At 67.7% G+C, this 22518-nt stretch carries 18 protein-coding genes; 4 read left to right on the plus strand and 14 right to left on the minus strand.

Features of this window, described 5'->3' with window-relative positions; all coding sequences use genetic code 11:
- Positions 1 to 2: 2 nt before the first annotated feature.
- Positions 3 to 1013: a xanthine dehydrogenase family protein subunit M gene (locus RT688_RS09430; protein ID WP_313704616.1), complete on the plus strand. Its 1011-nt coding sequence runs from the start codon at positions 3 to 5 to the stop codon at positions 1011 to 1013.
- Entirely contained in the window at positions 1010 to 3220 is a 2211-nt protein-coding gene (locus RT688_RS09435; protein ID WP_313704617.1) for a xanthine dehydrogenase family protein molybdopterin-binding subunit, read from the plus strand. Before RT688_RS09430 ends, RT688_RS09435 begins: the two co-directional genes overlap by 4 nt.
- Positions 3221 to 3426: 206 nt before the next feature.
- On the opposite strand, the gene RT688_RS09440 is transcribed toward RT688_RS09435, so the two are convergent.
- The 10 genes from RT688_RS09440 to RT688_RS09485 all read right to left on the minus strand — a co-directional run bounded on the left by RT688_RS09440 (position 3427) and on the right by RT688_RS09485 (position 15715).
- Positions 3427 to 4869 (minus strand): efflux transporter outer membrane subunit, encoded by a 1443-nt coding sequence (locus tag RT688_RS09440; RefSeq protein WP_313704618.1) that lies wholly within the window; start codon positions 4867 to 4869, stop codon positions 3427 to 3429.
- 7 nt (positions 4870 to 4876) lie between these two features.
- Positions 4877 to 5806, minus strand: a complete 930-nt coding sequence (locus RT688_RS09445) for an HlyD family secretion protein (protein WP_313704619.1) — start codon at positions 5804 to 5806, stop codon at positions 4877 to 4879.
- 8 nt (positions 5807 to 5814) lie between these two features.
- Positions 5815 to 6021 (minus strand): DUF1656 domain-containing protein, encoded by a 207-nt coding sequence (locus RT688_RS09450; RefSeq protein ID WP_217619223.1) that lies wholly within the window; start codon positions 6019 to 6021, stop codon positions 5815 to 5817.
- Positions 6018 to 8075 carry an FUSC family protein gene (locus RT688_RS09455; RefSeq protein ID WP_313704620.1) on the minus strand — a complete coding sequence of 686 codons (2058 nt, stop codon included), beginning with the start codon at positions 8073 to 8075 and terminating at the stop codon, positions 6018 to 6020. Before RT688_RS09455 ends, RT688_RS09450 begins: the two co-directional genes overlap by 4 nt.
- Positions 8072 to 8545, minus strand: coding sequence for a MarR family transcriptional regulator (locus RT688_RS09460; RefSeq protein WP_313704621.1), 474 nt, complete (start codon positions 8543 to 8545; stop codon positions 8072 to 8074). Before RT688_RS09460 ends, RT688_RS09455 begins: the two co-directional genes overlap by 4 nt.
- A gap of 229 nt (positions 8546 to 8774) precedes the next feature.
- Positions 8775 to 9428 (minus strand): HAD hydrolase-like protein, encoded by a 654-nt coding sequence (locus tag RT688_RS09465; protein WP_313704622.1) that lies wholly within the window; start codon positions 9426 to 9428, stop codon positions 8775 to 8777.
- An 87-nt stretch (positions 9429 to 9515) separates the two neighbouring features.
- A complete protein-coding gene (locus RT688_RS09470; protein WP_313704623.1) occupies positions 9516 to 11396 on the minus strand; it encodes an AI-2E family transporter in 1881 nt (626 codons plus the stop codon).
- A 336-nt stretch (positions 11397 to 11732) separates the two neighbouring features.
- A complete protein-coding gene (locus RT688_RS09475) occupies positions 11733 to 12647 on the minus strand; it encodes an NAD(P)/FAD-dependent oxidoreductase (protein WP_313704624.1) in 915 nt (304 codons plus the stop codon).
- Positions 12628 to 13101 carry an Rrf2 family transcriptional regulator gene (locus RT688_RS09480; protein WP_313704625.1) on the minus strand — a complete coding sequence of 158 codons (474 nt, stop codon included), beginning with the start codon at positions 13099 to 13101 and terminating at the stop codon, positions 12628 to 12630. Before RT688_RS09480 ends, RT688_RS09475 begins: the two co-directional genes overlap by 20 nt.
- Positions 13102 to 13246: 145 nt before the next feature.
- A complete protein-coding gene (locus tag RT688_RS09485; protein ID WP_313704626.1) occupies positions 13247 to 15715 on the minus strand; it encodes a PAS domain S-box protein in 2469 nt (822 codons plus the stop codon).
- 175 nt (positions 15716 to 15890) lie between these two features.
- On the opposite strand from RT688_RS09485, the gene RT688_RS09490 reads away from it, so the two are divergent.
- On the plus strand, positions 15891 to 17534 hold the full coding sequence (locus tag RT688_RS09490) for an ATP-binding domain-containing protein (protein ID WP_313704627.1): 1644 nt from the start codon (positions 15891 to 15893) through the stop codon (positions 17532 to 17534).
- A gap of 21 nt (positions 17535 to 17555) precedes the next feature.
- On the opposite strand, the gene RT688_RS09495 is transcribed toward RT688_RS09490, so the two are convergent.
- The 4 genes from RT688_RS09495 to RT688_RS09510 all read right to left on the minus strand — a co-directional run bounded on the left by RT688_RS09495 (position 17556) and on the right by RT688_RS09510 (position 20953).
- Positions 17556 to 18137: a hypothetical protein gene (locus RT688_RS09495; protein WP_313704628.1), complete on the minus strand. Its 582-nt coding sequence runs from the start codon at positions 18135 to 18137 to the stop codon at positions 17556 to 17558.
- On the minus strand, positions 18118 to 18498 hold the full coding sequence (locus RT688_RS09500; RefSeq protein WP_313704629.1) for a hypothetical protein: 381 nt from the start codon (positions 18496 to 18498) through the stop codon (positions 18118 to 18120). Before RT688_RS09500 ends, RT688_RS09495 begins: the two co-directional genes overlap by 20 nt.
- Positions 18499 to 18506: 8 nt before the next feature.
- Positions 18507 to 19001: a type VI secretion system tube protein Hcp gene (locus RT688_RS09505; protein WP_313704630.1), complete on the minus strand. Its 495-nt coding sequence runs from the start codon at positions 18999 to 19001 to the stop codon at positions 18507 to 18509.
- Positions 19002 to 19234: 233 nt separating this feature from the next.
- Positions 19235 to 20953, minus strand: coding sequence for a diguanylate cyclase (locus RT688_RS09510; RefSeq protein ID WP_313704631.1), 1719 nt, complete (start codon positions 20951 to 20953; stop codon positions 19235 to 19237).
- Positions 20954 to 21241: 288 nt separating this feature from the next.
- On the opposite strand from RT688_RS09510, the gene RT688_RS09515 reads away from it, so the two are divergent.
- Positions 21242 to 22393 carry an acyltransferase gene (locus RT688_RS09515; RefSeq protein WP_313704632.1) on the plus strand — a complete coding sequence of 384 codons (1152 nt, stop codon included), beginning with the start codon at positions 21242 to 21244 and terminating at the stop codon, positions 22391 to 22393.
- The last annotated feature ends 125 nt before the right edge of the window (positions 22394 to 22518 follow it).

Consider the following 22518-nt stretch of genomic DNA (forward strand, 5'->3'; position numbering starts at 1 on the left):
GTATGCATTCGATCTCGTACGAACGGGCGCGCGACGTCGCCCATGCCGTCGAGCTGGGCAGTTCTCCGGGCAGCAAGTTCATCGGTGGCGGCACCAACCTGCTCGACTTGTATAAAAGCGGCATCGAGCGTCCGACGCGGCTGGTGGACGTCAGCCGCCTGGCCCTGAACACGGTCGAGGAATTGCCCGATGGCAGCCTGCGCATCGGCGCCATGGCCAGCAACACGCTTGCGGCCAACCACCCGCTGGTGCGCCAGCGCTACCGGTTGCTGTCGGAAGCGATCCTGAACGGCGCCTCGGCCCAGCTGCGCAACATGGCGACCATCGGCGGCAACCTGCTGCAGCGCACCCGCTGCTATTACTTCACCGACCCGACTTTTAGAAGCTGCAACAAGCGCGAACCCGGTTCGGGCTGCGCTGCAATCGACGGCTTCAACCGCATCCACGCCATCCTCGGCGCCAGCGAATCCTGCATCGCGACCAATCCCTCAGACATGGCGGTCGCGCTCGTCGCGCTGGACGCCACGGTGCGTCTTGCCGGTCCCGATGGCGAACGCAGCGTGCCGATCGGAGACTTTCACCGTTTGCCGGGCGATACCCCGCAGTTCGACACGGTGATCAAGCAGGGCGAACTGATCACGGCGGTCGACCTGCCGCCGTCCAGCTTCGGCGCGCACTCGCATTATTTGAAAGTGCGCGACCGCGCCAGCTATGCCTTTGCCCTGGTGTCGGTGGCCGCCGCGCTCGACCTGCAGGGTGGAACGGTGCGCGACCTGCGCCTGGTGCTGGGCGGCGTGGCCCATAAACCCTGGCGCGCCGAGGAGGCGGAGAACATGCTGCGCGGGCATGCCTTGACGCCGGAGCTCATGGCGCGCGCCGCCGCGGCGGCCGTCGCCGGCGCCCGGCCGCACACCCACAACGCATTCAAGATCGAACTGGCCCAGCGCGCGGTCGTGCGCGCTCTGCAGGTTGCAGGAAAAAGCGCCGGAGAAGGCAAAGGAGGAGCGGTATGAGCATCGTCGGTGCACCCATCAACCGAGTCGACGCCTGGGCCAAGGTCAGCGGCGCGGCCCGCTATTCGGCCGAACACCCCGTCGACAACCTGGCGCAGGCGGTGCTGGTCACCAGCACGGTCCCGAACGGGCGCATCAGGCGCATCGACACGAGCGAAGCCAGTGCCCTGCCCGGCGTCGTCCACATCATGACCCACGAGAACGCGCTGCGCCTGCCGCGAAAGACCAAGGACGGCAAGCTGTCGCCGCCGATTGGCCGAGTATTGTCCCTGCTGCAGGACGATGCGGTCCACTACAACAACCAGCCGGTCGCCGTGGTGGTGGCCGAGACCTTCGAGCAGGCGCGCGAAGCGGCGGCGCGCGTGCGCGTCGAGTACGAAACGCAACCCGCGCTGCTCGACTTCGAGGAAGCGAAACAGCACACCCATCCGCCCGAGAAGGTGCTGTCCCAGTCGACCGACACCAGGCGCGGCGATTTGCAGGCCGGCCTGCTGTCGGGCAGCGCGCGCATCGACGTCACCTATCGCACCCCGGTCGAGAACCACAACCCGATCGAGCCGCATGCGACCATCGCCGCCTGGGACGGCGACGACCTGCTGCTCTACGATTCGACCCAGTACATGAAGGGCGTGCAGCGCACGGTCGCCGGCACCCTCGGCATCGCGGAAGAGAAGGTGACGGTGCTGTGCCCGTATGTCGGCGGTGGCTTCGGCTGCAAAGGCTCGGTCTGGTCGCACGTGGTGCTGGCGGCGATGGCCGCGAAGGGCGCCGGGCGTCCCGTGAAGCTGGCGCTCGACCGCAACCAGATGTTCGGCCCGGTCGGCGCGCGTCCGGTGACCGAGCAGCGCATGCGCCACGCCGCGATGTCCGACGGCAGGCTGACCGCCACCGCCCACGACACCGTCGCCTATACCTCGATGATCGAGGACTGGATCGAGCCTTGCGGCCTGATGACGCGCATGATGTACGAGGCGCCGAACCAGGAAACCACGCACCGGCTGGCGCGCATGCACCTGGGCACCCCGACCTTCATGCGGGCGCCGGGCGAAGCCTCCGGTTCGTTCGCGCTGGAGTCCTCGATGGACGAGCTGGCCTATGAGCTCGGCATCGACCCCTTGCAGCTGCGCCTGCGGAACTACACGGAGCGCGACCCGGGCAAGGAGCTGCCGTTTTCCAGTAAATCGCTGCGCCAGTGCTACGAGATCGGCGCCGAACGCTTCGGCTGGAGCCGGCGCAACCCGCAGCCGCGCTCGATGCGCGAGGGCGACAAGCTGGTCGGCTGGGGCATGGCCACCGCCACCTATCCAACGAATCGCTCGAAGGGCGCGGCCTCGGCCACGATCTACCCGGATGGCACGGTGGTGGTGCGTTCGAGCACCCAGGACCTCGGCACCGGGACCTATACCGTGATGACGCAGGTGGCCGCCGATGCGCTCGGCCTGCCGGTCGAACGCGTGCGCTTCGACCTGGGCGACTCGCGCCTGCCGGAAGCGCCGGTCTCGGGCGGCTCGACGACGGTGGCGAGCGTGGCGCCGGCGGTGCAGGCGGCGGCCAGGGCGCTGCGCCTGAAGCTGGCCGGCATCGCGACCGCGGACGCGCGCTCGCCGCTGCATGGCGCGCTGCCGGACGAGGTCGAGAGCGATGGCGGCAGGCTGTTCCTGCGCGGCGATCCGGCAAAGGTCGAATCGATGACCGACATCGTCGCGCGCCACGGCGCCGCGCCGATCGAGGCCCAGGCCGACGCCGATCCCGGCGACGCCAGCAAGAAGTATTCGATGCACGCCTTCGGCGCCGTCTTCGTCGAGGTGCAGGTCGACGAGGCGCTGGGCGAAGTGCGGGTGCCGCGCGTGGTCGGCGTCTACGGTGTCGGCAAGCTGATGAACGCCAAGACCGGCCACAGCCAGCTGATGGGAGGCATCGTCTTCGGCCTCGGGATGGCGCTGTTCGAGGAAACCGTGTTCGACCTGCGCGACGGCCGCGCCGTGAACGGCAACCTGGCCGAGTACCACGTGCCGGTGAACGCCGACATCGGCAGCATCGAGGTGCAGGTGGTCGACGAGGACGACCCGCACGTCAATCCGCTGGGCGCGAAGGGGATCGGCGAGATCGGCATCACGGGCGTGGCGGCGGCGGTGGCGAATGCCGTGTATCACGCGACCGGCAAGCGGATACGGGAGTTGCCGATTACGCTGGACAAGCTGCTGTAACGCGGACGCCGACGCGGGCGTTGTCGTAGGGTGGACGGCTCCACCCGAATGCGTGCGTGGCGAGGGCGTATGCGCCGCCCACGCGTTCGACGCCCGCGCGCATATCGCGGCATATCCGGCGCTGGTTGAACGCGTGGACGGCGCATCGGCCGCCACAGCATGAACGAGCCGGTAGAGCCGTCCACCCTACGGTCGGGCGGCAGCGTTTATTTTCCCGCCTTTTCCCAACCCCCACCCAGCGCCAGGAACAGCGCCACCTGGTCGCTGGCCAGCTTAGCATCCGACGCTGCCACCGCCGCCTGCGCGGAGGCCAGGGTGCGTTCGGCGTCGAGCGTGGTGAGGAAGTCGGTGCGCCCGAAGCGGTACAGCTTGGCGGCCTGCCGGGAGGCCAGGGCGGCCTGGTCGCGGGCGGCTTTCAGGGCCGCGTTGCGGTCGAGCTCGCGCGCATAGGCCGTCAGCGCGGTCTCGGTCTCGCGCAGGGCGTTCAGCACCACGCCGTCGAAGCGCGCCAGCGCGGCGGCGGTGCCGGCTTCGGCTTGCTCGATGTGCACGCGCGCGGTGCCGGTCGAGGGTATGGTCCAGGAGATCAAGGGGCCGAGGCTGTAGCGGAAGGTGTTGCCGTCGCCGAAGCCCGACAGCGTGCCGGTGCTGCCGGCCGACAGGCCCAGGCTGATCGACGGATACAGCTCGGCGGTGGCGACGCCGATGCGCGCGGTGGCGCCGGCGAGCACCCGTTCGGCCTGGCGGATGTCCGGGCGGCGCTTCAGCAAAGCGGCGCCGTCGCCGACGGGAATTGCGGAAGCCAGTTGCGGCGCCCTGGCGCACTGCACCACCGCCTGCGGGAACTTGCCCGGGACCTCGCCGGTCAGCACGGCCAGCCGGTACAGCGCGGTGCGGCGCTGGGCTTCCAGCGGCGGCAGGGCGGCGCGCAGCTGTTCCAGTTGGCCCTGGGCGCGGCTGTTGTCGAGCGCGGTGCCGCGTCCGAGTTTCACCCGCTGCGCGGTCGACGCGACGAACTTGCGCTGCAGGTCCACCGACTGCTGGGCGATCGCGATCTGCTGGCCGGCCGAGCAGGCTTCGGCATAGGCGCGCGCCGTGTCGGCCGCCACCGTGACGTGGGTCAGGTCGAGCGCGGCCTGGGCCGCTTCCGTGTCGGCGTCCGCCGCCTCGATGGCGCGCTTGATCTTGCCGAACAAATCGAGCTGGTAGGAGACGTGCAGGCCGGTGTCGTAGGTCGCCTCGCTTGGGAGCGCGCCCGGCAGGCCCATGGCGGCGCCGGACTGGCGGCCGAAGCCCGGGGATGCCGACACGGCCGCTTCCGGCCGGCGCAGCTCTTCCGCTTCGGACAGCACGGCGCGGGCGCGCGCCAGGTTGGCGGCGGCCACGCGCAGGTCGGTGTTGGCGGCGAAGGCTTTATTGATCAAGCCATCCAGCGTGCTGTCGCGGTACAGGCGCCACCACTCGGCCGGCAGCGGCGCCAGGCTGAAGGGCTTTTCGGCGCCGCCCACGAACGGCGCCGCGGCCTCGGGGCGCTTCACCGCGGCTTCGTCCGGCACGCGGTAGTCCGGGCCGACGGTGGAACACGCGCTCACGGTCAGCAGCGCCAGCGCCGCCGCCGCTTTCAGGGGAAAGAATCGGTAATGCGTCATGATGCGGTCAGTTTTTCAGCGAGCTGGGCGCGGCCATCGCGTGCGCCTGGACGCGCGGGGCCGGCGTGCCCTGGCCCGGCAGCACCTGCACGGTCGCGGTCTGGCCGGCGACCAGGCGCACGTTGGCCGGCACCGGATCGAGGGCCACGCGCACCGGAATGCGCTGCGCCAGGCGGACCCAGTTGAAGGTCGGGTTAATGTTCGGCAGCAGGTTGGTGCCGGTCGTGCGGTCGCGGTCCGAGATGCCTTCGGCGAAGCTCTCGACGTGGCCGCTCAGCTTCTGCGGCGCGCCCATCAGGGTCACCGCGACCGGGTCGCCTAGGTGGATGCTAGGGAGCTTGGTTTCCTCGAAATAGCCTTCGACGTAGAACGAGCCGCGGTCGACCAGGGCCATCACCGGATGGCTGGCGCTGACGTACCCGCCGGGGCGCAAATCGAGGTTGGTCACAAAACCGTTGACGACCGATTTCACCTGGGTGCGCTCGAGGTTCAGTTTCGCGGTGTCGCGGTTGACCACCGCCTGCGCCAGCGCGGCGCGCGCAGTCTCGACGCGCGACTGGCCCTGCTCGCGGGTTTCCTGCGCCACCAGCTCGTCGAGCTGGACGTTGCGGCGCGCTTCGCGCTGGGCCTGGTTCAGCGCGGCCTGGGCCGCCTGCTCGGCCGCCTCGGCCTGGCGCAGGGCCAGTTCGAAGCGCGCGCGGTCGATCTCGAACAGCAGGTCGCCGGCATCGACCTGCTGGTTGTCGTGCACGTAGACGCGGGTCACCTGGCCGGTGACGTCGGGCGCGACCTGCACCACGTAGGCCTTGACGCGGCCGTCGCGCGTCCAGGGTTCGACTTCATAGTGGCGCCACAGCTGCCAGCCCGCGAACACGGCGCCGGCGGCGGCGACCAGGGTGATACCGACCCGGCCCACTGCCGGAAGGGAGAATTTCATGACCATATTCAGAATAGCTTGGATCCAAGGAGAGCAAGGCTGCCCAGCACGATGATGAACAGCGAAAAATCGAACAGCGCCGGGTGCCAGACGTGGCGATAGAAACCGGTGCGCGCCAGTACCCAGTTGAAGAGGCGCGAGACCACCAGCGCGAGCAGGGCCAGCAGCAGCAGCGGTGGCACATAGATGCCGTAGAGGCTGACTTCGCCGATCATCGGATTTCCTTCTCTAAAACGGGCGAGGGTTGATAAGGCAGGGCTTGCGGGAACAGGTCGCGGCGGATGCCGGCCAGCGCCGCCAGCGCGTCGCGCCGGGCAGTCGAGGCCTGGGCCGCGCTGACCGAGCGCAGCGCGTTGTCGAGCGAGGCCAGCAGGCGCGCGTCTTCCTGCGCATCGTGGCGCGGACGCGCTTCGAAATGCTGCGCCAGGTGTTCCAGCAGCGCCCACAAGGCGGCCTGGCTGCGGCCCAGCTCGTGGCGCGCGGCCAGCAACTGGGTCATGTTCAGGCCGATGCGCAGGTCGACCAGGGCGTCGGCCGCCTGCAGGTCTTGCTGGGCGCCGGCCATCGCCAGGCGCGGCGTCAGCAGGGCGATGCGGTCGACCATGCGCGCCGAGAATTCCGGCACCGAGGGCGCTTGCCTGCCGTCGCCCATGCGCGCCAGCTCCTTCCAGCCGGCGCGCAGCAGGCGGCGCGCGGTCCAGCCGGCGCCGACGCTGCGGAACAGGCCGATGACCAGCACCGCCAGCGCCAGGCCGGCCAATTGCGCCAGCGTGCCGTTGATGAAGGAGGCGGCGTCGGCGGTGTTGGTGTCCTGCAGCGCCAGGGTGCCGGCGATGCCGAACATGAAGGGCATCGCCTTGCCGAAGGTGGCCGGACGCGCGATCAGCACGCCCAGCAGCAGGAAGACGGGCGCGCAGGCCAGCACCAGCATCTCGAAGCTGTGCAGCGCCGGCAGCACGGCCAGCAGGTAGAAGGCCGACAGCGGCACCGAATAAATGGTCCAGACCAGGAAGCTTTTAATGAAAGGCACCGGGTCGTCCTGGGTGGCGAAGAAGCAGGACATCACCGCCGCCATCATCGGCACCGCCGCGCCCGAGGGCCAGCCGGTGGCGATCCAGAAGGCGCAGCCGGCCAGGGTGGCGATGACCGCGGCCAGGGCCGAGACCAGGGCCATGCCGCGGTCCAGGTGCAGCGCATGGGCCGGCACGCCGGGCAGGTGGCGCGCCTCCAGCGGCAGGGCGCCGGCCGCGCCCGCGCCGATGTGGCGGCGCAGGGTCTGCGCCTCGACGCCGGCGTCGACCAGGGCGCGCAGGCGCGCCGCCAGGTTCAACTGCACCAGCTCGAGCCAGTTCGCATGGCGCGTCGGCGCCGGCGCGAGTTCGTCGATGGCGGCGCGCAGGCGCTGCGGGTCGCTTGGCGTCTCGCCCTTCGGGGTGGCGGCCCAGGCGGTGATGTCGGCCAGCAGCGCGCGCCAGCGCACGGAGGTGTCGGGGGCGTCGAGCGCGCCCAGCTGGCGCATTGCCAGCAGGCGGTCCTCGATCGCCGAGAGCAACGGCACCATGGCCGCCAGGCGTTCCTGCAGCGCGTGGATCGCGTTCGAGGTCCAGCGCAGGTGCGAGGTGTCGAACGGCAGGTGCACGGCCATCATGCGCAGCTCGGTGATGTCGCCGGCCAGCTTGCGGCGGTCGCCGGCGCTGTTGACGTCGCCGTTCGGCGCGAGCGCGTCGGCGATCCAGTTGCGGGCGTCGCGCAGCGCCTTGTCCAGGCGCGCCAGCATCACCGGGCCGAAGCTTTGCGGCAGCACCAGCGAATGCACGACGGTGGCGCAGGTGATGCCGAGCAGGATTTCCTCGACGCGGGCGACGGCGATGTCGAAGATCGTGCCCGGGTTGTCGACGGCCGGGAAGGCGATCAGGCCGGCGGTGTAGCCGGCCAGCATCAGCACGTAGGAACGGGGCGTGCGGTCCAGCAGCGACACGTAGAGGCAGCCGCCGACCCACAGCGCCAGCACCAGCGACAACAGCTCGGGCGAGTTGGCGAATGCCGGCACGATCAGCACGGTGGCGAAGGCGCCCAGGAAGGTGCCGCCGAAGCGGTACACGGCCTTCGAGCGGGTCGGGCCGGCAAACGGGGCGGCGACGATGTAGGCCGTCATCAGCGCCCAGAATGGGCGCGGCAGTCCGATGCGCATCGCGATGTAGAGCGCGAGCATCGCTGCCGCAAAACTTTTTACCGAGAACAGGACTTCGGTCTTGCTGGGAAACTTCACGCCTGCTTCTCTCCGGCGGGCAGCTCGCAGGGCTTGCCGATCTGGGCCTGGATGCTGCTCAGCACGCGCAGGCAGGCGTCGATCTCGGCCTGGTCGAAGCCGGCAAAGAGGTTGCGGCGAAACGGGATCAGTGCTTCTTCCATCTGCCTGGCGCGGGTCTTGCCGTCGGCGGTGAGCTGCAGCAGCTTGGCGCGGCGGTCCTGCGGGTCCTCGTGGCGTTCGATCAGGCCGCTCTCGATGAGCAGGTCGACCACGCGCACCAGCGACGAGGCTTCCAGGCCCAGGGCCTCGGCCAGCACGCCGGGACGCACGCCGTCCTGGCCGAGGCGGCCGAGGATCAGCACCGGCAGCGCGGTGGCCTGCGACAGGCTGTATTGCGAGGCGACCTTGTCCGCCATCGCCTTGTAGGCGCGCGAGGCTTGCGTCAGCGTCGCAGTCAATTGCATCAGGGTTTGATCGAAGGGGTCCATGCTGGAGGGATATTCGTTTGAGTGCGAAAGTTTAGCATGCGAAGTAATTTCTTGCAGGACGGGAGCAAATCTGGACGGGTGGATCAGGGGCGTAGGGTGGACGGGTTGCCCGTCCACGCGGTGATAGTCGGCGGCAAGATCATCGCGGGTAATCCGTCGACCGGTAACGATCGACGCGTGGACGGCGAAGCCGTCCACCCTACGCGTCAGCTTCGACGCCGACGAAGAATCAGGATTCCTGTTCGAACCTGGCCTGCAAGGTCGCAATCGCCGCCAGCGAGGCCGGCAGGTCGAACTCGTGCTCGGGCGCCACCTTGCGCAGCACCTCGATCGGCGCATAGCCCCAGTGCACCGCGGCGAAGGCGACGCCGGCCTTGCGCGCGGCCTGGGCGTCAGTGGCCTGGTCGCCGATGTAGAGCGCGGCGCTGGGCGCGACCGCGGCGCGTTTCACGACCTTGCGGATGCGCGAGGTCTTGCCGAAGATCGACATGCCGCATTCGTACTGGCTGATCAGGGAAGCCAGTTCCGGCCCCAGCACTTGCCGCACGTTCTCTTCGGAATTCGACGACACGATGGTCAGCCCGATGTCGCCGCGCGCCAGTTCGCGCAGCGCATGGTCGACCTGCGGGAACAGGCGGACCTGACCGGCGTTCTGGCGCATCAGGGCCTTGAAGCTCGCGGCGGCCAGCGGCAGTTTCCAGGTCGGCATGCCGACCTGGCGCATCATCTCGCGCGGCTCGTAGCGGCGCAGGCGCTCGACCTGCGTGACGTCGATGCGCCCGAAACCGTGCTGGTCGGCGATCTGGTTGAACACGCTCAGGAAGAAGGGAAAGGAATCGGCGAGCGTGCCGTCGAAGTCGAAAATGGCGAGACGGTAAGTCATGCTGGCAGCGGGACGAAGGTAGGCGCCTGCATGATACACAATGGCGCGGCAGGCCCCCGCGACGCCTGCCGCGCTACCCCGACGGACTCAGGCGGCGGACTGTTGGGCGCCGCGTTCCGGCGTCACGAACGCCAGGCATTCCTCGAAGGAGCGCAGCACCATGTCGACGTGTTCCTGCACCTCGGCCTGGGCGACCGTGGTCTCGCCGAACGGCAGGCGCACCGTCACCAGCAGCACGTTCGGCAGGCGCGCGTGCAGGTCGCGCGTCGCTTCGCGCCACTGCGCCAGCGTTGACTCGACCGGGTAGGTGATGAACACGGTCGAGATCAGGTCGGCCGCGTCCGGCCCCGGGCTTTCCTGCTCGGCGCCGACCACACTGCTGCGCGCATCGATGTCGACCTCGCGCAGGGCGCGCACCAGCAACTCGCAGAGTACGTCGTCGCGCTCGGTGCCGAGGCCGGCGCACAGCACGATCGAGCGCGCCGGCACGTCGAGCGAACCCTGCCAGCGTCCGAGGCGTTCCTCGCGCATCTGGCGCAGGTGGGCGCCGATGTTGGCGTCGAGCAGGGACACGCGCTGGCGCTTGCGGCTCTTGCCCGGCGCGCCCGAGACCGGCGTCAGGGTGGCGGCGACGTCGGCGATGGTGGCGCGGATGTGCTCGACCTGGGCGGCGTCGATCTGGCCGCTGCGCTGCTCGGCCGCGGCCAGCACCACGCCCGGCAGCAGCACCTGGTCGCAATAGCGGGCGAAGCTGTGGCGCTCGAGGTAGGTTTTCGCATCCTCGATGATCGCGTGACGGTCGCCGCTCAGCACGCGCTGGTAGAAGCGCTGCGCGGTGGTCACGTTCGGCACCTCGCCGAGCAGGATGGTGACGGGTTCCAGCGCGCGCACGTGGCGCCCGGCCACGACCAGGCACAAGGTCAGCGGGGTCGACAGCAGCAGGCCGACCGGGCCCCACATCGCGCCCCAGAACAGCGCCGAGACGATCACCGCCAGCGGCGACAGGCCCGAGCTGTGGCCATACACCTTCGGTTCGATCACGTTCGCCACCAGCAGTTCGAGCGCGACGAACACGGCCAGGCAGGACAGCGCCAGCGTCCAGCCGGGGTCGATCGCCGCCACGAACACCGCGATCATGGCGCCGGCGGCCATGATGCCGAGGTAGGGCACGAAGCGCATCAGGCCGCTCAGCGCGCCCCACAGGAAGGCGTGCGGCACGCCGAAGGCCCACAGCACCGCGCCGATCAGGGCGCCGAAGGTGAGATTGACGATGAACTGCGACAGGAAGAAGCGCGACACGCCGCGCGTGGCGTCGGACAGCGCGCGCACGGTGCGGCTGATCTCCGCCTGGCCGGCGAGCCGGATCGCGCGGTCGCGCAGCGATTCGTGTTCGAGCAGGATGAACACCAGCAGCACCAGCACCAGGCCGGCCTCGCCGATCGGCCCCCAGGCCAGCGAGAACAGGCGCGCCAGGGTGTCGCGGGTGGTGGCGCGCGGGGCGCGGATCTCGACCGGCAGCGGCTGGTTCGCCGCCGTGGTGAGCGTGCCGCGGCGCACGGTGACCGGCGGCGCCGGCGGCGGCGCCACCTGCGGCGCGACCGCGCTCAGCTCGGCCTCGAGGCGCGCGAACGGGCGTTCGGTCATCTCGCGCACCTTCTCCACCTTCGACTTGATCGCGGCGCGGTACTGCGGCAGGTCGCGCGTGACGGCGACCAGCTGGAAGGCGAGGATGGTGCTGATGCCGACCACGCAGGTGCCCGCCAGCACCACCGACAGCAGCGTTGCCGGCAGCTGCGGCAGGCCGACGCGGCGCAGGGTGCGGATCAGCGGCGCGAGCACCAGGCTCAGGATCGATGCCAGCGCCAGCGGTTCGAGCACGTCGCGGCCGAAGTAGAGCAGGCCGAGGATGCAGGTGGCGGTGACGATGGTGCTGGACGTGAGGTAGCTGAGCAGGGATGAATCGCGCATCGATTGCAGGGGCATCGGAGATCGGTCGGCGTTGGCGTTGGTCGTGCGAATGGCACATGCCATCGGCGCGAGCAGTCTAGCACCAATGGCAACCCGGCAGGAGGGGTAGGGTGGGCACATCGTGCCCATGCGGTGATCGATCACGGCCCCGTTTCGCGCGGGCTGATCTTGCTGCGAACTATCACCGCGTGGGCACGGGTGCCCACCCTACGTCAATTCAGGCCAGTAGGGTGGGCACATCGTGCCCACGCGGTGATCGATCACGGCGCCGTTTCGCGCGCGATGATCTTGCTGCAAGCTATCACCGCGTCGGCGGCGAAGCCGCCCACCCTACGTTCAGGCGTTCAGCTCCGCGATCAGCGAGCGGTGCGCGGCCGCGCCCGCCATCGTGCCGGCGGCCACGGCAAAGGCCACGTTGCCGGCGGCGCGCGCCATGTCGCCGCAGCAGAACACGCCGGGAACGCTGCTGGCCTGCATCGCATCGGTGCGCACGAACGCGCCGGCATGCCCGGTCTCCATCGCGCAGCCGAGCTGCTGCGCCAGCGGGCTGGCCATGCGCATCTGCGGCATCACGAACAGCCCGGCCATCGGCAGCGTGCGGCCGTCGTGCAGGACCACGTCGGCATGGCCGGCGATGCGGGCGACCAGCGTGCGTTCGAGCGTCACGCCGCGGCTGGCCAGCGCCGCCAGCTGGGCCGCATCCGGCTCGAAGGCACCGTTCAGGAACAAGGTGACGCGGCCCCAGTCCGGCAGCAGCAGGGCGTGGTGCATGGCCAGCTCGCTGCTGGCGACGACGCCGATCTCGCCTTCGTCCAGCTCGTAGCCGTGGCAGTAGGGGCAATGGAACACGGTGCGGCCCCAGCGCTCGGCCAGGCCCTCGACGGGCGGCAGCTCGTCGACGACGCCGGTGGCCAGCACCAGGCGGCGTCCGGACACGCGCGCGCCGTCGACCAGCGTGACCTCGAAGCCTTCTTCCCCGGCCGCGGCGTGCGTCGCGCCGCCTTCGCGCCAGGACACGGTGGGGTAGGCCTGCAGTTGCGTGCGGCCCAGTGCGGCAATGGCGGCAGCCTCGGCGCCGTCCTGCGTCAGGAAGCCGTGCGAGTGGTGCGCAAAACGGTTGCGGCGCTGGCCGGTATCGACGACCAGCACGCGGCGGCGCGCGCGCGCCAGTTGCAGCGCGGCCGATAGGCCGGCATAGCTGCCGCCGACGACGATCGCGTCGAAGTCGGCCTCATTCGGGATGGTGGACATGGTGGTCTCCTCGATGTTGGGCGTACTGCGGTTGGGCGTACTGCGCATTGAAGCGTTCGGACAGCTCGGCCAGCGTGACGCCGGCGAAGCGGCTGATCAATAGAGCCTCGGCATCGTCGAACGCCGAGGCCAGCGACTGATTGACCACTTTCTCGACCAGGCATTCCGGATGATCGACCCGGTTGCCCATCGCGAACACGGTGGGCGAACCGACGGCCTCGTAGATGTCGCGCAGGGTGACCCGGCCCAGGTCGGCCGTGACGACCCAGCCGCCGCCGTGGCCCTTGCCCGAGCCGACATAGCCGCGCTCGCGCAGGCCGGCCAGCGTGCGCCGCACCAGCACCGGATTGGTTTGCAGGAAGCCGGCCAGCTCGTCGGAAGTGAGCGGCCGGTCGCTGTGGGCCATGTGCAGGAGCAAGTGCAGGACCGAGGAAAGTTTGCTGTCGCGTCTCATGTAACTTATGATAGTACAAAAGTGCGCGACGCGGTAGGGTGGGCGGATTCACCGCCCGCGCGGGGATGGTTGACGCATGGGTAACAGGGCGCGCTGTCTTGCCGCTAACTATCTCCGCGTGGGCACGGCGTGCCCACCCTACGGGTCAGCGCACAGGCTGCTCATCCTGAGAATCGAGCACCGCCAGCAAGCGCACCGCATCGACCGGCTTGACCAGGTGATGGTCGAACCCGGCGTCGCGCGAGGAGGCGCGGTCGCTGGCCTGGCCGTAGCCGGTCAGCGCGATGTAGACGGCGCCCGCCAGCGCCGGCTGGCTGCGCAGCTGGCGGGCGAGGGCGTGGCCGTCGATGCCGGACATGCCGATGTCGAGGATGAATGCGTCCTGCAATTGCGTCGCCGCGGCAGCCAGGGCGGCGCGCGGGTCGTTGACGGTCCGGACCACGTGGCCGGCCGTTTCGAGCAGGGCGGCCAGGGTCTGGGCGGCATCGACGTTGTCGTCCACCAGCAGGATGCGGCGCCGTCCGCGCACGGCCGCGGGCGAGGGCGCCGCCGGCGTGGCGGGCGCCGCAGCCGTACTGGACGCCAGCGGCAGTTCCACCGTGAAGGTGCTGCCGTGTCCAACGCCTTCGCTGTGCGCCCGCACCTGGCCGCCGTGCATGGCGACGATGTTCTTCACCAGCGCCAGCCCCAGGCCGAGGCCGCCCTGGGCCCGGTCGGGCGTGCGCTTGCCCTGCACGAACAGGTCGAACACCTGCGGCAGCAGGTCGCCGTCGATGCCGCTGCCGTTGTCGGCGACGTCGATCCTGACCTTGCCGCCGGCCGGCGTCACCGTCAGCATGATCTTACCGCCGGCGGGCGTGTACTTGGCCGCATTGGCCAGCAGGTTGGCCGTGACCTGGATCAGGCGCGCGCGGTCGCCCAGCACGCTCGCGCGCGCCGTGCCCAGTTGCACCACCAGCGCGTGCTTGCCGGCCTCGATCAAGGGATGGACCTGCTCGGCGGCCTGGGTGACGACCGCCTTGACGTCGACCTCGGCCATCTCCAGCTGCACCATGCCGCGCGTGACGCGCGAGACGTCGAGCAGGTCGTTCACCAGCGTCGTCATGTGGTTCACCTGGCGCGCGATCACGTCGCTGTACTGGCGCACCTTGTCCGGCTGGCCGGGCGCCAGGCGCAGCACCTGGGCCGCCGCGCTGATCGGCGCCAGCGGGTTGCGCAGCTCGTGCGCCAGCATCGCCAGGAACTCGTCCTTGCGGTGGTTCGCTTCCTGCAGCGCCTCCTCGGCCAGCTTCTTCTCGTGGATGTCGGTGTCGGTGCCCAGCCATTTGATGACGGCGCCGGCCTCGTTGTGCAGGGGCAGGGCGCGCGCCAGGATCCAGCGGTAGTCGCCCGAGCGGTGGCGCAGGCGGTAGGTCATCTCGTAGGACGTGCCGCTGGCGACGCTGTGCGCCCATGCCGCGCCGGCGCCGGCCTGGTCGTCCGGGTGCAGCATGTCCTCGGCCCAGGTCCTGCCTTCGGCCGCGCCGGGTTCCAGCCCGACGAAATCGTAGAACTGCTCGTTGTGGTAGTCGATCGTCCCGTCCGGCAGCGCCGTCCACACCATCTGCGGCATCGCGTTGGTGATCGTGCGGAAGCGCTGCTCGCTGTCGCGCAGCTCTTCCTCGAAGCGCTTGCGCTCGGTAACGTCGCGGGTGGTGCCGGCCACGGCCTCGACTTCGCCATCGGGCCCGATGATCGGCACGAAGATGTAGTCGTAGATGCGGCGCCCGAAGGTGCCGTTGAAGGGCACCTCGCCGCGGATCGGCGCCTTGGTTGCCTTCACCTGCTCGATCTCGCGGTCGTGCATGGCGGCGTGCCAGTCCGGGTAGCCCAGTTCGAGGCAGTTCTTGCCGAGCGCTTCCTCGCGCGTCCTGCCCCACATCTGCAGCAGCACCGCGTTGGCGTAGGTGAAGCGGTGTTCGAGGTCGAACACGTAGACCAGGTCCGGCGTGTTCGACAGCACGGTCTCGTACAGCCTGCGCTCGCGCTCCGACGCGGCCGCCATCGCCGCCAGTTCGCGCTGCGCGCGCGCGTGGCGCGCCTCGTTCTCCTGTTCGCGCAGGTGGCGTTCGGCCAGCAGGGCGACCAGGTCGGAGAAGTAGCCGATTTCGCTCGTCAGCGCGGCGCCGGGAAGCTGCGGCGCCGGATGGTAGAAGGCGAGGGTGCCGAGCACCCGTCCGCCCGGCGAGTGCAGCGGGAACGACCAGCAGGCACGCACATCGTGCGCCATGAACAGCGCATGCCAGGGCCGCAGCCGCGGCTCGGCCAGTACGTCCTCGACGACGACGACTGCGCCCGAGTGCGCCGCCTGGCCGCAGACGCCTTCGTGCGGTCCCACCGGCAGCAGCGCCAGCGCGGCGGCGAAATCCGGCGGCAAGCCGCTCGCGCCGGTCAGGCGCAGCCGGCCGGCGGCGGCGTCGAGCAGGCAAAGCGCAGTCCAGGCCTGTCCGCCGGCCAGGCGGCGCGCTTCGTCGAGCAGGCTTTGCAGGGTCTCGTCATAGGAGGCGCCGCGTACCGCGAGCGACAGGACGTGCTTCAAACCATCGAAATCCAAGCCTTCACCATGTGGCTTCATGTAAACGTCCAGTCGCTAGCGTAATTGCCTGGACGATTGTAGCTTATGGAAACTGGGTAAGCCCTTGCGGCGCAGCCGTGCGCTCCCTCGACAAGGCCCGCCAATAGTGTGTTTGCTTCGCGTGAACACCTTTACAATCTTGTCATTCCCTTCACGGCAGATGCCGGAGCACACCATGGCCCAAATCCACCCTGTCGGCTGGCGCGAGATGTCCGTGACCGGCAGCGCCGCGCGCGAGATCGAAACCCTGGCCTTCCTCGAGCAGCGCCTGTCCGATACGCCTTACGTCATCTACCATGGCGTGCACTGGACCAATGTCGAGCAGGGCTACTCGGTGTATGGCGACGTCGACTTCATCATCCTCGCGCCGAACGGGCGCATGCTGCTGATCGAGCAGGTCGCGGGCTTTCTCAACGAGACGCGCGACGGCATGGTCAAGAACTACCAAGGTAAGCCACGGAAGATCCGCAACCAGATCCTGCACACCATCGAAGGCCTGACCCGGCGCTACCAGGGCGAGCTGTCGATCGACTACCTGCTGTACTGCCCCGACTACATCGTGCGCGACCCGCAGCTGGCCGGCATCGACCCCGCGCACATCATCGACGCGACGCGCAAGGGCCGCCTGGCCCAGGTGATCCGCGCGGCGCTGCCGATCACGGACAAGACCGAGGACTTCGACAAGGTCACGCGCTTCCTCGGCGACACCCTCAGCCTGCGCCCCGACCCGAGCGCGATGATCGGCTCGGCGGCGCAGATGGTCACGCGCCTGTCGGGAGGATTGGCCACCTGGGCGCGCCGGCTTGAATTTTCTCCGTTCCGCCTGCGCGTTGTGGGCACGGCCGGCAGCGGCAAGACCCAGCTGGCGCTGGCCGAATACACGGCCGCGATCGACGCCGGCCTGCGCCCGCTGTACGTGTGCTTCAACCGGCCGCTGGCCGACCACATCGAGCGCCTGATGCCGCCCGGCGGACGCGTGGCCACCTTCCACATGCTCAGCGACGCCTACATGCGCGCCCAGGACGTCACGCCCGATTATGCTTCGCCCGACGTCTGGGACAAGATCGAAGGCGCGCTGGCCTCGGCCAAGCTGCCGGAAACCTGGCAGTTCGACGTGCTGATCGTCGACGAGGGCCAGGATTTTTCGATCGCCTGGCGCGACATCGTGCTCTCGATGCTGAAGGAAAACGGCCGTGCGATCTGGCTGGAAGACCCGGACCAGAACCTGTACGGCCGCGCCATGGTGCCGCTGCCCGGCTGGGTGGTGCTGCATTCGAACACCAACTTTCGCAGTCCGCGCCAGATCGTCAGCATGCTGCAGTCGCTCGGCGCCGCGCGCCAGCCGGTGGAGGCTGGCAGCCCCTTCAAGGGCGCCGACATCGAGGAGCTGACCTACCCGGAAGGCGACGTCGAGGCCATGCTGGCCCAGACCCGGCGCGCCGTGACCGCCTGCCTGCAGGCCGGCTTCCAGCGCCAGGACATCGCGATCTGCTCCTTCCGCGGCCGCGAAAAATCGGCCATCCTGAACCTCGATAAACTCAGCGACGCCCACACGCTGCGCTCGTTCACGGGCGAATACGACCTGTTCGGCAACCCGGTGTTCCGCGAGGGCGGCCTGCTGGCCGAGTCGGTCTACCGTTTCAAAGGGCAGAGCGCGCCTTGCCTGATCTTCACCGAGATCGATTTCGAGCAAATGGACGAGCTGGTGCTGCGCAAGCTATTCGTCGGCATGACGCGGGCGAGATTGAAGCTGGTGCTGGTAATGAGCGACCGGGCGTCGTTGCAGATGCTCGATCGCAGCGAGGAGATGCGGCTTTGACCTTGCGGAAGGCGCGCAGGGTTATTTGGTGAGGTAGGGCTTGAGGGCATCCAGCAGTTCGGGCGGGAGCGTGTCCTTGTCGATGTACTGGTTGCGCAGTTCGGCCCGCAGCTTTGCCGCGCCGCCGAAAGCGCGTTCCAGCCGCTTTGCGTAATCCGCGGCGAGCAGTTTAAGGACCGGTTCGGCGATGTCCTCGTCGAACAGCCGGGCATCGAAGGTGTTGCGCACTTGTTCGAGGGTGGTGCATGCGCCCCGGTCCGTATAAAAGATGAGTCCGGCATCGCCGGTGGTGAACTGCGGCTTGCCCGGAGAATGTTTGGCAATGTCGTAGCCGCCAGTAGCGTAATACGTCCTGCCCGATGCATCCTGGGCCCGGGCGTAGATGAACCATATGCTGTGCCACTCTTCGGCATCGGTCAGGCCCTCGCAGTTCGCCACTAGCTGGCTGGGAAGAGGATCGAACTTCACCCGCGCGGCTTCGTAGCGCAAACCCAGGACGGGTTCGGTCAGGATACGAGGCGATGGAGGCGCGGCAAATACCCCGAAACTGGCAAGAATAAAGAGCGCGGCGGCGAGCAGGTGTTTATTGTCGATAGAAGGCATGGCTGGGCTTGTGGTTTCGATAGTGTGGGCCGCCCCAGTAGTCGCGCTGGAGGAAGTCTGAAATCCATTGCGTTCCGTCGAACGCGGCAATGTGACCGGATTTATTACCGCCGGGGTAGGGCTGGATTACGACAATGTCGCCCTTCATGAATTTGTATGTGTCCGGATTCGCTACGACGATTTCGCTGAATCCGATTCTTCGCAAGGTCGGGCCGTATTCCTTGGCGTGGGTCGGATGATCGCCCAGGCGAGCGCCGCCGGCCTGCAGTGCAATGCGAACGTGAAGCGCGCATCGACCCTGGCTTTTCCTGACGGCCTTTTTGCGCAGGTGCTTCGCAAATTTATCGGTATCCAGCCGCATGATTCAGCCTATGCCGCCACCCGGTTCACCGCCAGGTCCCACCCGCCCAAGGTGCTGCCGTTCACGCCGCCGCCAATCCTCTGCTGCGTGTATTTCCATTTGACCTTCGAGAACTTCAGGCACAGGTTCTCCGTCATCCCGACGCCCGGCTTGATGCCCGGCTTGCACATCCCGATCAGCACGTTCTCCAGGTCGATCTCGAAATACTTGATCGGCTTGCCGTCGCCGTCCGCGCGCATGAATTCGAATTTCGCCTTCGAGATGGTCTTGCCCATCGCGCAGTACTGCAGCAGCAGCGGCGTCGACAGGTCGGTGATTTTCGAAATCAGGATGTCGTCGAACTCGGCGCGCTCCGCGGTATGGCCGCCACCGGTGGACGCGGTGGCGCTGCGCGGCTGCGTGACGCCGAAGTCGACGTCCAGGCATTCGATCCAGCCCTTGTGCCCGTCGTCCTGGGATTCACCTTTGATCCCTTCAATGTGAAGGTATGCGTCGATTGCCATCATGACTCCATAGAAATTTCTTAGGAAAATTCTTGCCATTTCGCATGGAAGATGCGGATTCCTGCGATGGCCAAGGGAGATTGTCGGATGGGCGCGACGAGGCAGGCTTATGCAGCCTCAATAGCCGGGCCGGCTAACGAAGAGGAACAAGAAATGGCAGCCGCGGCAGTCTTGCTGCCTGGGTAGAAGAGCATGCATGACTGCATATTGCACCCATGCCGCCTGAAGGGCGTTTACTTGCCTTGCCGGTTATCCGCCATCTCGCGCTCTGCATTCGCAGGGGCGCCGACGGGCGGCGCCGCACGCACGCAATTGCGTCCCCCATGCTTCGCTTCGTAGAGCGCCAGGTCGGCCGCATGCACCAGGGTCTGCACATTGTGCCCATGCGCCGGATACGAGGCGACCCCGATCGATGCGGTCGCGCCGATGCGCTGGCCGTCGTGCAGCACTTCGCCGGCGGCGATGAGCTGGCGCAGGGCGTCGGCGCGCTTGATGGCGTCCTCGATGCCGCATTCGGGCAGCAGCACCACCATTTCCTCGCCGCCCATGCGGCAGGCGACGTCGGCCGAGCGGATGTTCTCGCGCAGCGTCAGCGCCACCTTGCGCAGGATGGCGTCGCCGCCCTCGTGGCCATAGGTGTCGTTGATGCGCTTGAAGTGGTCGAGGTCGAGGACGAGCACGCTCAGTGGAACGCCGCTGCGGCTCGAGCGCGCCAGTTCGCGTTTCAGGATCTCGTCGAGATAGCGGCGGTTGTAGAGCTGGGTGAGCGGGTCGATGATCGACTGCTGGCGCAGCGAGACGCGCAGTTTGACGTTGCTCAGCGCAAGGCCGAGCTGCTCGGCCACCTGCCCGATCCACACGTGCTGGATCGGCTCGCCTTTGGCCAGCTCGCCGCCGGTGACGGTGAGGCAACCGATGACGTCGCCCTGCGTGACCAGCGGCAGGCATAGGCGGTCCAGCTTGCTGTCGGCCGCATGGCGGCACGCCAGCCCATCGCCGTCGACGTACAGGTGCGGGCTGCCGCGCCGCAGCGCCCAGCAGTCGAGCGCCTCGATCGTTTCCGGCTCGCCGGCGAAATCGCCCCAGCCGGCCTTGCGTTCCAGCAGGTCGCGCGAGTTGTTGTACAGGTAGAGGCTGCCCGACAGCTTCGGCAGCAGGCGCGGTAAATAGCTGGCGATGATGCCGGCCGATTCGTCGACCGTTTCCGCCAGCTCCAGCGAGTGCATCAGCTCGGCGCTGCGGAACAGCAGGTCGTTCTGCGAGGCCAGGCGTTCGGCCGTCACCTCGGCCTGGCCGGCGGCCTGCTTGGCCTTCAGTTCGGCGGCGTTGCGCTGGCGCAGCACGCGCTGGCCGGCGACCAGCATCGCGGCCAGGAACAGGATATTGGTGATGGTGGCGAACAGGCTGGCGTTCGCGGCGGTAGTGGACGTGGCCAGCAATTGCCCGCCGAGGTCGTTGCGCCGCTTGGCGTAGATGGCGAGCTCGTCGCCGATCAGCTTGCGCAGCAGGTCCATCTGCGCCTTGCCGGTACCGGTGGCCATGAATGCGGCGGCGGCATCCAGGCCGCCTTCGCGGCGCAGGCCGATGGTTTCCTCCACGATGCGCAGCTTGGCCGCCGTGGCATGCTCTATTGCTTCGACACGGGCGATCTCGGCCGGGCTCGTCAATTCCTTGCGCAGCGCGGCCTGGGTCGCGGGAATCGCGTTGACGGCGGCGTAATACGGCTCCAGGAAGCGCTGGTTGCCGGTCACCACGAAGCCGCGCTGGGCAGTCTCGGCGTTGAGCAACATCTCGAGCAGCGTGAGGTTCAGGCGCTCGGCATCCGATGCGCTTTGCAGTTCGGCCACCACGACGTGGACCTGGCGATTCACGATCACCGGGAGGGCCGCCACGGTCGACATGACGAGGATGATCGCACCGGCGGCGACCTTGATCTTTGTTTCGAATTTCATCAGCAAATCAGCGGCACCCCAACGGCCTTAGTCACGGGACATTGTGCACGGTTCGACGAATCGAGATCGGATGCGGAAAGCGAGACGTCTGCATGCGTGTACCGGGCGAGAGTACCACAACGCAACTCCTGCACCTGCCCGAATGCCCTCGCCACGCCCCGCCAACGCGTCTATCGCGCGCACGAGAAGTTGCAAGCTCGGCTATGATGACGGCCGGCCGGCAGTTTCAACAGCAGTCTTGCTTGGGTAACGTCGAGCGAATTGTTGAAGTATGCAGGTGGAGTCGCGATGAGTGCAGCAGGTGCAGTGCCCGTTTCAAATGGCGTAGGTGATAAACAGTATGTACTGATTAATGTGCTGAAGGCGGTGGCGGCGCAGTTGATCGTGCTGCATCACCTGGCCTTCTATGGACCGATGGCCGATCACGCCTGGCCGCTCGCGCCCGACCTGTTCAGCTGGCTCGCGGGCGACGCCCGGATTGCCGTGCAGGTCTTCCTCGTCATCGGCGGTTTCCTCGCCGCGAAATCCCTTTCTCCGCACGGCCTGCCTGGCCTCGATCATCCGCTGCGCGCGATCGGGCGCCGCTATCTCAAATTGGCGCCGCCGTTCATCGTGGCGATGCTGTTTGCGGTGCTTGCCTCGTATATCGCAGGTGCTTGGATGGATCACGATTCGATCTCGGCGCCGCCGAGCCTTCTCCAGTTCGGCGCGCACATGGTGCTGCTGCAGGATGTGCTGGGCTATGAAGCCTTGTCCGCCGGTGCCTGGTATGTCGCGATCGATTTTCAGTTGTATGGGTTGATGTGCCTGCTGCTCTGGTTGTCCGGACGCCTGGGACAAGCCAGCAAGTGGCGATGGGTCGTGCCAGCCTTGGTAGGTGTTGGCGTCACTGCCTCGCTGTTCTTTTTCAATCGCGACTCGGACTGGGATATCTGGGCGCCGTACTTCTTCGCGAGTTATGGCTTGGGCGCGCTGGCTTGGTGGGCGAGCGATCCGAAGCGGCAACCGGTGGCGATCATGGTGTTGTTGTTGCTGATCGTTGCGCCGACACAGCTGGCGCTGGCGGTTGATTTTCGGGTGCGGATTGCGGTGGCGTTTGCCGTGGCCTGCTTACTGCTTTTACTCGGTCGTGAGAGGCCGGCCTTGCTTACAGGGCACATATCCCGTCTCATGCAACTCCTTGCACGGACTTCGTATTCCGTCTTCCTGGTGCACTTCCCGGTGTGCCTCGTCGTGAATGCCGCTTTCACGCGGTTTGCACCGGAGCTGCCGCATATTCAGTTCATCGGTATGGTGGTGGGCTGGACTAGCAGTTTGATCGCTGGTGCCGCATTCTATCGTTGGGTAGAGGTGCCGATTGGGCATGTTTTTGCACAGTCGCCGCACGCTGACGAAGAAAAAATAACAGCAGCGAAAGTGAGCGGAGCCGGACAGCTTTAATTGCGACACCAAAACTTATGGTCTCGTCAATGGGGCCTATCGGCAGAGATATCGGTTTAAAAGGTTCAAAAAATTTGTTAGCGTCCGCTGTGTAAGGTAGGATCATGTTTTTATCCTACGACGGT

The organism is Massilia sp. (genome assembly GCF_032106685.1).
Lineage (GTDB): Bacteria > Pseudomonadota > Gammaproteobacteria > Burkholderiales > Burkholderiaceae_D > Telluria.

Bases quoted from the DNA above. Each gene is read 5' to 3' on its own strand.
- RT688_RS09515 (WP_313704632.1), top strand. From the start codon at position 21,242: ATGAGTGCAGCAGGTGCAGTGCCCGTTTCAAATGGCGTAGGTGATAAA.
- RT688_RS09465 (WP_313704622.1), bottom strand. From the start codon at position 9,428: ATGACTTACCGTCTCGCCATTTTCGACTTCGACGGCACGCTCGCCGAT.
- RT688_RS09490 (WP_313704627.1), top strand. From the start codon at position 15,891: ATGGCCCAAATCCACCCTGTCGGCTGGCGCGAGATGTCCGTGACCGGC.
- RT688_RS09435 (WP_313704617.1), top strand. From the start codon at position 1,010: ATGAGCATCGTCGGTGCACCCATCAACCGAGTCGACGCCTGGGCCAAG.
- RT688_RS09505 (WP_313704630.1), bottom strand. From the start codon at position 19,001: ATGGCAATCGACGCATACCTTCACATTGAAGGGATCAAAGGTGAATCC.
- RT688_RS09500 (WP_313704629.1), bottom strand. From the start codon at position 18,498: ATGCGGCTGGATACCGATAAATTTGCGAAGCACCTGCGCAAAAAGGCC.
- RT688_RS09460 (WP_313704621.1), bottom strand. From the start codon at position 8,545: ATGGACCCCTTCGATCAAACCCTGATGCAATTGACTGCGACGCTGACG.
- RT688_RS09475 (WP_313704624.1), bottom strand. From the start codon at position 12,647: ATGTCCACCATCCCGAATGAGGCCGACTTCGACGCGATCGTCGTCGGC.
- RT688_RS09440 (WP_313704618.1), bottom strand. From the start codon at position 4,869: ATGACGCATTACCGATTCTTTCCCCTGAAAGCGGCGGCGGCGCTGGCG.
- RT688_RS09485 (WP_313704626.1), bottom strand. From the start codon at position 15,715: ATGAAGCCACATGGTGAAGGCTTGGATTTCGATGGTTTGAAGCACGTC.
- RT688_RS09480 (WP_313704625.1), bottom strand. From the start codon at position 13,101: ATGAGACGCGACAGCAAACTTTCCTCGGTCCTGCACTTGCTCCTGCAC.
- RT688_RS09495 (WP_313704628.1), bottom strand. From the start codon at position 18,137: ATGCCTTCTATCGACAATAAACACCTGCTCGCCGCCGCGCTCTTTATT.
- RT688_RS09470 (WP_313704623.1), bottom strand. From the start codon at position 11,396: ATGCGCGATTCATCCCTGCTCAGCTACCTCACGTCCAGCACCATCGTC.
- RT688_RS09510 (WP_313704631.1), bottom strand. From the start codon at position 20,953: ATGAAATTCGAAACAAAGATCAAGGTCGCCGCCGGTGCGATCATCCTC.
- RT688_RS09430 (WP_313704616.1), top strand. From the start codon at position 3: ATGCATTCGATCTCGTACGAACGGGCGCGCGACGTCGCCCATGCCGTC.
- RT688_RS09450 (WP_217619223.1), bottom strand. From the start codon at position 6,021: ATGATCGGCGAAGTCAGCCTCTACGGCATCTATGTGCCACCGCTGCTG.
- RT688_RS09445 (WP_313704619.1), bottom strand. From the start codon at position 5,806: ATGAAATTCTCCCTTCCGGCAGTGGGCCGGGTCGGTATCACCCTGGTC.